This window comes from Sodalis sp. dw_96 (assembly GCF_018449575.1).
GTDB lineage: Bacteria > Pseudomonadota > Gammaproteobacteria > Enterobacterales > Enterobacteriaceae > Acerihabitans.
The window spans coordinates 22,799-31,517 of the sequence record NZ_JAAVUT010000033.1; the positions used below are offsets into that span (position 1 = coordinate 22,799).

Genomic DNA, 8,719 nt, shown 5'->3' on the forward strand with positions numbered 1-8,719 from the left:
CCGCCGGCACGCTGGCCGCAATCTGAAAACCATAGAGGATAATTACTCTTCTTCCAGCTCGATGTTGATGCCCAGAGAGCGGATTTCCTTCAGCAACACGTTAAAGGACTCCGGCATACCTGGTTCCATCGTATGATTGCCATCCACGATGTTTTTGTACATCTTGGTACGACCGTTAACATCATCCGACTTGACTGTCAGCATTTCCTGCAGGGTATAGGCCGCGCCATAAGCTTCCAGGGCCCATACTTCCATCTCACCGAAGCGTTGACCGCCGAACTGCGCCTTACCGCCCAACGGCTGCTGGGTGACCAGGCTGTAGGAACCGGTGGAACGCGCATGCATCTTGTCATCAACCAAATGGTTGAGTTTCAGCATGTACATATAACCCACGGTAACCTGCCGTTCGAACTGCTCGCCGGTACGACCGTCAAACAGGGTAATTTGACCGGAAGTGGGCAGACCGCCCAATTGCAGCAATTCCTTGATCTCTTTTTCTTTGGCGCCGTCAAACACCGGTGTCGCGATGGGCATTCCCTTCTTCAGGTTTTCCGCCAAACGCAGCACTTCGTCATCACTGAAGGTAGCCAGGTCCACTTTCTGACGGACACCATCCCCCAGGTCGTAGGCTTTCTGGATAAACTCGCGCAGCTTCGCCACATCTTCGTGCTTTTTCAGCATGGCGTTGATCTTGTCGCCGATGCCTTTAGCCGCCATCCCAAGATGGGTTTCCAGAATCTGGCCTATGTTCATACGCGACGGTACGCCCAACGGGTTCAGTACGATATCAACCGGCACGCCGTTTTCATCGTAAGGCATATCTTCGATGGGGTTGATCTTGGAGATAACGCCCTTGTTCCCGTGACGGCCCGCCATCTTGTCGCCCGGCTGAATCTGACGTTTAACCGCCAGGTACACCTTAACGATTTTCAGCACGCCCGGCGCCAGATCGTCACCCTGAGTGATCTTGCGACGTTTTGCTTCCAGCTTCTTCTCGAACACGGTTTTCAGTTCATCGTACTGTTCCGCCAACTGCTCAAGCTGATTCTGCTTATCTTCGTCGCCGAGACCCAGTTCCAACCAGCGCTCACGCGTCAGTTTAGCCAGCTTCTCGTCTTCGATACCGCCGGACACCAGCACGTCATGGATACGGGCAAACAGGCCGGCTTCAAAAATCTGCAGTTCTTCCGTCAGGTCCTTTTTGGCCTGCTTCAGCTGCATCTCTTCGATTTCCAGCGCACGTTTGTCTTTTTCCACGCCGTCGCGGGTAAAGACCTGCACGTCGATAACCGTACCGGACACGCCGTTAGGCACCCGCAGCGACGAATCTTTAACGTCAGACGCTTTTTCACCAAAGATGGCGCGCAACAGTTTTTCTTCCGGGGTCAGCTGGGTTTCGCCTTTCGGCGTCACTTTGCCCACCAGGATATCGCCACCGGTGACTTCCGCACCGATGTAGACAATGCCGGATTCGTCCAGTTTGGAAAGCGCCGCTTCACCCACGTTCGGGATATCGGCGGTGATTTCTTCAGGCCCCAGTTTGGTATCGCGGGACACGCAAGCCAGTTCCTGGATATGAATCGTGGTGAAACGGTCTTCCTGAACCACGCGTTCGGAAACCAGAATGGAGTCTTCGAAGTTGTAGCCGTTCCACGGCATGAACGCCACGCGCATGTTCTGACCCAGCGCCAGCTCACCCAAATCGGTGGACGGGCCGTCGGCCAATACATCGCCGCGTTCAACCGGTTCACCCAGGGACACGCACGGCATCTGGCTGATACAGGTGTTCTGGTTGGAACGGGTGTATTTAGTCAGGTTGTAAATATCGATGCCCGCTTCGCCCGCCACCATTTCATCAGGGTTGACGTTAATCACGATACGAGACGCATCGACATACTGAATGGTACCGCCGCGTTTGGCCACCGCGGTAACACCGGAGTCAACCGCCACCGCACGCTCCATGCCGGTACCCACCAAAGGCTTGTCGGCACGCAGTGTAGGCACGGCCTGGCGTTGCATGTTCGCTCCCATCAGCGCACGGTTGGCGTCATCGTGTTCCAAGAACGGAATCAACGACGCACCCACCGATACAATCTGCTGGGTTGAAACGTCCATATAGTCCACCTGATCGCGGGTGAACAGGCTGGATTCGCCTTTGCTGCGGCAGGTGATCAAATCATCAACGAAATGGCCTTCTTCGTCGAGATCGGTATTAGCCTGGGCAATAACGAAATTGCCTTCTTCAATGGCGGACAGGTAATGGATCTCATCGGTGACCACTTCTTCGCGAACCCGGCGATACGGCGTTTCAAGGAAACCGTATTCGTTGGTCTGCGCATAAACGGACAACGAGTTGATCAAACCGATATTCGGACCTTCCGGAGTTTCGATAGGGCACACACGGCCGTAATGGGTCGGATGCACGTCACGAACTTCGAAACCGGCGCGTTCACGGGTCAAACCGCCTGGGCCCAATGCGGAGATACGCCGTTTATGGGTAATTTCCGACAACGGGTTGTTCTGGTCCATAAATTGGGACAGCTGGCTGGAACCAAAGAACTCTTTCACCGCGGCGGAAATCGGTTTGGCGTTGATCATATCCTGCGGCATCAGGGTATCGAGATCCCCTAATGACAGACGCTCTTTCACCGCACGTTCAACACGTACCAAGCCAACGCGGAACTGATTTTCCGCCATTTCGCCCACTGAGCGGATACGACGGTTGCCGAGGTGGTCGATATCATCCACTTCACCCTTGCCGTTACGGATATCAATGAGCTTCTTCATCACTTCGACAATGTCGAGCTTGCTCAGGATACCTGAACCTTCAATCTCTTCGCGCAACAGCGAACGATTGAACTTCATACGGCCTACGGCGGAAAGGTCGTAGCGATCTTCGGAGAAGAACAGATTTTCGAACAGATTCTCCGCCGCTTCGCGGGTCGGCGGTTCGCCGGGACGCATCATGCGGTAGATTTCCACCAGGGCGCTCAGGCGATCGCTGGTAGGATCGACGCGCAAGGTTTCGGAAATATAAGAGCCATGGTCCAAATCATTGGTGAACAGCGTTTCAATATGCTTGTGTCCTGCCTGGCTCAGTTTTGCCAGCAGATCCAATGTCAATTCCATGTTGGCCGGACAAATGATTTCACCGGTATTTTCATCGATGTAATCTTTGACCACCACTTTGCCGATGATGTACTCAACCGGCACCTGGATTTTATCGATGCCGTCTTTTTCCAGCAAACGGATATGGCGCGCGGTAATACGGCGGCCTTTCTCAACGTAAACGGTACCGTTGGACTCGATGTCAAACGAGGCGGTTTCACCACGTAAACGCTCAGGAACCAGTTCCATTTGCAGTTTATTATCGTGGATTTCATAAATGACTTTATCAAAGAACGTTTCCAGGATTTGCGCCGTGGAATAGTTCAAAGCCCGCAAAACGATCGTTGCAGGCAATTTGCGCCGACGGTCGATACGGACGAAGAGGTTGTCTTTCGGATCAAACTCAAAATCCAGCCAGGAACCGCGGTAAGGAATGATGCGCGCGTTGTACAGCACTTTGCCGGACGAATGCGTCTTACCTTTATCGCTATCAAAGAATACGCCGGGGCTGCGATGCAACTGGGAAACGATAACGCGTTCCGTCCCGTTGATCACAAAGGTCCCATTGTCGGTCATGAGCGGAATTTCACCCATGTAGACTTCCTGTTCCTTGATGTCTTTTACCGTGCCTTCCGGTGCTTCGCGTTCATAAATCACCAAACGCAGTTTAACGCGCAGCGGTGCGGAGAACGTGACGCCGCGGATCTGGCACTCTTTAACATCAAATACAGGCTCGCCTAGACGGTAACTGACATATTGCAGCTCCGAATTGCCGCTGTAGCTTTGAATGGGGAATACAGAACGGAATGCTGCTTCCAATCCGTACTGACCTTCCGGATCTTGCTCGATAAACTTCTGGAACGAGTCAAGCTGTATAGAAAGGAGATATGGGATGTCCAACACTTGGGGACGTTTCCCAAAATCCTTACGAATGCGTTTTTTTTCGGTATAGGAGTAAACCATAGGGTTCCTCAGCTCGCTGATCAGTGACCCACTCTGTCCGCCCTAATAGGACAGGTCATGCAACACTATTTATACCCAGAACTCGACATCCATTGGGCATGCATCTTTCGGAAAGAAAAATCCCCTTCCGCAATACCTGTTTCTATCACTCTTAAACCATTTCATTGCATTTTGTTAAACCAGGGAGGTTTTACAGGAGATGCAGTATATTAAGTCGTCAATAGAGAAAGATATTGAGGTTAATCAGCGGTTAAATAGTGTGAAAACCCACTGACTCCCCACAGCGCAAAAAGGCTGGTGACCCAAAAGTCACCAGCCATCAGCCTAAAATCAGGCTGCAAAACAAAAGGTTTTATTTAACTTCAACAGAAGCACCGGCTTCTTCAAGCGCTTTCTTCAGAGCTTCGGCGTCGTCTTTGTTAACGCCTTCTTTCATGGTTGCCGGAGCAGATTCAACCAGGTCTTTGGCTTCTTTCAGGCCCAGACCGGTGGCGCTACGAACGGCTTTGATAACAGATACTTTGTTACCGCCGATAGCGGTCAGGACAACGTCGAATTCAGTCTGTTCTTCAACAACTTCAGCCGGGCCGGCAGCAACGGCAACCGCGGTGGCGGCGGAAACGCCGAATTTGGTTTCCATCATGGAAATCAGTTCAACCACGTCCATAACGGACATTTCGGCAACTGCGTCCAGAATTTGTTCTTTAGTGATAGACATAACAATTATTCCTAAGATTCAGAAAGTGTTTATACGTTCGCAACAGCAATCGAAAGCAACCGGCAATTAAGCCGCTTCTTTCTGATCGCGCAGTGCAGCAAGAGTACGGACCAGTTTGCCTGCGGAGGCTTCTTTCATGGCCGACATCAGGCGTGCGATCGCTTCATCGTAAGTTGGCAGAGTTGCCAGGCGATCGATATTAGCCGCCGTGATAACTTCACCTTCAAAGGCCGCTGCTTTAACCTCGAATTTTGCATTGTCTTTGGCAAAAGCCTTGAACAAACGAGCGGCAGCGCCCGGGTGTTCGTTAGAAAATGCAATCAAGGTCGGACCGACAAACGTGTCTTTCAGGCATTCAAACGGAGTGCCTTCAACAACGCGACGCAACAAGGTGTTACGAACAACACGCATGTATACGCCGGCTTCACGACCTGCTTTACGCAGTTCAGTCATTTTACCCACTGTAACGCCGCGAGAATCCGCAACGACAGCAGACAGCGCGCCTTTGGCCACTTCGCTGACTTCAGCAACAATCGCTTGTTTGTCTTGAAGATTTAATGCCATTAGCTTGTGCTCCTGGATTTATCCGGGGGAAAATTCCCCGGGACTCACATCGTTTACTCCCCTTATGGGGATAAACGTCGACACACGGTGAGCAGAATCCAGCAAACGAATATGTTATTCAGGCTCTGTCACCGTCTACGCAGGACGATTAAGTGTCTACCCGTCATCTTTCAAGCTGCAGATGCGTTGGCTGCCATCATTCACCCCAGTCACTTACTTATGTAAGCTCCTGGAGATTCACTCAGTTGCCGCCTTCCTGCAACTTGAAATCTATAGGGTACAATACCCGTCATCTTCCAAGGGTATAAACACACCTGCGGTCTTGGACGGAGGCTTGGATAAGGCCAAGCTCCAACCGAAAATTCTTTTATTTCATTCTGGCGCACATCAGCCATTGATGAAACAACGGGCGTTCGATTCTAGACGCATCTTGCGCCCGCGTAAAGGGGCAATTAAGCAGTAACCGTTGCCAAGCCGCTTTGATCCACAGCCAGACCAGCACCCATGGTGGTGGAAAGACTGATTTTTTTGATATAAATCCCTTTGGCCTGAGTCGGTTTGGCTTTTTTCAGCGCAACCAGCAGGGCTTCCAGGTTTTCTCTCAATTTATCGGTATCAAAGTCAACTTTTCCGATAGTGGTATGGATAATACCGTTTTTGTCGTTGCGATAACGCACCTGGCCGGCTTTAGCGTTTTTAACCGCTTCGGCAACGTTCGGTGTAACGGTACCCACTTTCGGGTTAGGCATCAGGCCGCGCGGCCCGAGGATTTGGCCCAATTGGCCCACAACGCGCATGGCGTCGGGGGAGGCGATAACAACATCAAAGTTGAATTCGCCTTTCTTGATCTGATCGGCCAAATCATCCATGCCCACCAGGTCGGCGCCAGCTGCTTTGGCGGCTTCAACGTTCGCCCCCTGGGTAAACACGGCAACGCGGACGGTACGACCGGTACCGTGCGGCAGCACCGTGGCGCCACGGACGTTCTGATCGGATTTACGCGCATCGATGCCTAAGTTCACGGCTACATCAATGCTTTCGACAAACTTGGCGGTGGCGAGCTCTTTGAGCAAAGCAACGGCTTCATTGATTTCGTATTGCTTGGTGGAATCAATTTTGTCACGGATAACACGCATGCGCTTGGTCAGTTTAGCCATTTCTTAATCCTCCACTACCAGGCCCATGGAACGAGCAGTACCTTCGATGGAGCGAGACATCGCTTCCACATCGGCACCCGTCATATCCGCCGCTTTGGTTTCCGCGATTTCACGGACCTGAGCGTGCGTCACTTTACCGACTTTTTCTTTGTTCGGCTTACCGGAACCGGATTTAACGCCAGCGGCTTTCTTCAGCAGCACGGCAGCCGGTGGGGTTTTGGTAACGAAGGTAAATGAACGGTCGGAATAGACGGTGATAACAACCGGGATCGGCAGGCCTTTTTCAACGCCTTCAGTCTTGGCATTGAACGCTTTACAGAATTCCATGATGTTAACGCCCTGCTGGCCCAATGCCGGACCTACCGGCGGACTCGGGTTAGCCATGCCTGCAGCAACCTGCAGTTTCACATAGGCTTGTACTTTCTTGGCCATTTAAATTTCCTCTTGCGGGTGATAGCGCCGGTTAGGGCTCCCCAGTGATAAATTCTTTTTCTATACCCGTCATACTTCAAGTTGCAGGTGCGTTGGCAATACTCGGCGCCTTCCCGCATCTCGAATTATTCGGTTATAGACCGAGGGTATAGAAAAAACGAAAGGCGCGAAATTCTAGTTCAATTTCGCGCCTAATGCAAGTTCAACGTTTTTTTGCAGCGAGACGTAATCAGCCTTTCTCAACCTGGCCGAAGTCAAGCTCAACCGGCGTGGCACGTCCGAATATCGAAACCGAGACTTTCAAGCGGCTTTTTTCGTAGTCGACTTCTTCCACCACGCCGTTGAAATCCGCAAACGGGCCATCGTTGACCCGCACCAGTTCACCCGGTTCGAACAAGGTTTTCGGCCGTGGTTTATCACCCACCTGCTGAAGGCGATTCATGATCGCATCGACTTCTTTGTCACTGATGGGCGCGGGGCGATCGGAAGTGCCGCCGATGAAGCCCATGACACGCGGCACACTGCGCACCAGATGCCAGCTGGCATCATTCATGACCATTTGTACCAGTACATAACCCGGGAAGAATTTGCGCTCGCTCTTGCGGCGCTGGCCGCCGCGAATTTCAACGACTTCTTCTGTCGGCACCATGACTTCGCCAAACAGTTCTTCCATATCATGCAATTTGATATATTCGCGTAGGGATTGCGCCACGCGACCTTCAAAACCGGAAAACGCCTGAACGACGTACCAACGTTTCTTAGGAGCTTCGGACATCTTAGAACCTCAGGCCAGTAATAAACGATACCAGACGGACCAGAATACCATCCAGTCCCCACAGGATCAGTGACATCACGGCAGTCACCGCGGCGACGATTAACGTGGTATGTAACGTTTCCTGGCGGGTCGGCCAAATCACTTTACGTACTTCTGTACGCGCTTCGCGCGCAAACGCAACGGTCGATTTACCTTTCACCGTCATTAAGGCAACACCACCCGCAATAGCGATAATCAGCACGACAGCCAGCGCTCGCAGGGGTAAGCTAAAATCACGATAATAATAATTACCGACGATCGCAACCACCAGTAGTATAGCCACCGCTATCCACTTTAACACTTCCAGGCTGCGCCCGCTTCCTTGAGCTTCGGTATTCGCACTCATAAAAAAACCTGTCACGTAGGATTCATACAAACAACTAAGCCCCGCAGAGGGCGAGGCTACCAAGCGAAGATTGCCCTGAATTAGCAACAAAACTCCGAAGTTTCACGCCGCTGATGAAGAGCCCATCTCACCAATGATTATGACGTAAAATCGCTGATGAGATAGGTTCTCTGTCACAGCGTAGAAAAAAGGCATCAAATGATGCCCTTTTACTGCGCGCTACGTCAAATGTTATTCGATAACTTTAAAGACTTATACAACAGTCTTAAGCGATAACCTTGGCAACCACGCCGGCACCAACGGTACGGCCGCCTTCGCGGATCGCGAAACGCAAGCCGTCGTCCATGGCGATAGGGGCAATCAGGTTAACAACCATCTTGATGTTGTCGCCAGGCATCACCATTTCCACGCCTTCCGGCAGTTCGATGGTACCGGTTACGTCAGTGGTACGGAAGTAGAACTGAGGACGGTAGCCTTTGAAGAACGGAGTATGACGGCCGCCTTCGTCTTTGCTCAGAATATAAACTTCTGATTCGAACTGGGTATGCGGATGGATGGTGCCCGGTTTAGCCAGTACCTGGCCGCGTTCAACTTCATCACGTTTGGTGCCGCGCAGT

General features: G+C 51.8%; 7 protein-coding genes and 1 pseudogene. All 8 read right to left on the bottom strand.

Annotated features, from left to right (window positions below):
* Positions 1-42: 42 nt before the first annotated feature.
* Positions 43-4,071 (bottom strand): DNA-directed RNA polymerase subunit beta, encoded by a 4,029-nt coding sequence (gene rpoB / locus HB631_RS25790; protein WP_213994044.1) that lies wholly within the window; start codon positions 4,069-4,071, stop codon positions 43-45.
* Between the two features lie 352 nt (positions 4,072-4,423).
* Positions 4,424-4,789, bottom strand: coding sequence for a 50S ribosomal protein L7/L12 (gene rplL, locus HB631_RS25795; RefSeq protein ID WP_213994045.1), 366 nt, complete (start codon positions 4,787-4,789; stop codon positions 4,424-4,426).
* A 66-nt stretch (positions 4,790-4,855) separates the two neighbouring features.
* Complete coding sequence (gene rplJ, locus HB631_RS25800) at positions 4,856-5,353, bottom strand: 50S ribosomal protein L10 (RefSeq protein ID WP_213994046.1); 498 nt, start codon at positions 5,351-5,353, stop codon at positions 4,856-4,858.
* 452 nt (positions 5,354-5,805) lie between these two features.
* Positions 5,806-6,510, bottom strand: coding sequence for a 50S ribosomal protein L1 (gene rplA, locus HB631_RS25805; RefSeq protein WP_213994047.1), 705 nt, complete (start codon positions 6,508-6,510; stop codon positions 5,806-5,808).
* A 3-nt stretch (positions 6,511-6,513) separates the two neighbouring features.
* Positions 6,514-6,942, bottom strand: a complete 429-nt coding sequence (gene rplK / locus HB631_RS25810) for a 50S ribosomal protein L11 (protein WP_213994048.1) — start codon at positions 6,940-6,942, stop codon at positions 6,514-6,516.
* Positions 6,943-7,171: 229 nt separating this feature from the next.
* Positions 7,172-7,717 carry a transcription termination/antitermination protein NusG gene (nusG, locus tag HB631_RS25815; RefSeq protein WP_132924431.1) on the bottom strand — a complete coding sequence of 182 codons (546 nt, stop codon included), beginning with the start codon at positions 7,715-7,717 and terminating at the stop codon, positions 7,172-7,174.
* Between the two features lies 1 nt (position 7,718).
* Entirely contained in the window at positions 7,719-8,102 is a 384-nt protein-coding gene (secE, locus tag HB631_RS25820; RefSeq protein ID WP_213994049.1) for a preprotein translocase subunit SecE, read from the bottom strand.
* 265 nt (positions 8,103-8,367) lie between these two features.
* Positions 8,368-8,719: pseudogene (tuf, locus tag HB631_RS25825) on the bottom strand (elongation factor Tu); the annotation flags it as partial.

Coding starts and splice junctions, on each gene's coding strand:
- secE (WP_213994049.1), bottom strand. CDS start 8,102: ATGAGTGCGAATACCGAAGCTCAAGGAAGCGGGCGCAGCCTGGAAGTG.
- rplA (WP_213994047.1), bottom strand. CDS start 6,510: ATGGCTAAACTGACCAAGCGCATGCGTGTTATCCGTGACAAAATTGAT.
- rplL (WP_213994045.1), bottom strand. CDS start 4,789: ATGTCTATCACTAAAGAACAAATTCTGGACGCAGTTGCCGAAATGTCC.
- nusG (WP_132924431.1), bottom strand. CDS start 7,717: ATGTCCGAAGCTCCTAAGAAACGTTGGTACGTCGTTCAGGCGTTTTCC.
- rplJ (WP_213994046.1), bottom strand. CDS start 5,353: ATGGCATTAAATCTTCAAGACAAACAAGCGATTGTTGCTGAAGTCAGC.
- rplK (WP_213994048.1), bottom strand. CDS start 6,942: ATGGCCAAGAAAGTACAAGCCTATGTGAAACTGCAGGTTGCTGCAGGC.
- rpoB (WP_213994044.1), bottom strand. CDS start 4,071: ATGGTTTACTCCTATACCGAAAAAAAACGCATTCGTAAGGATTTTGGG.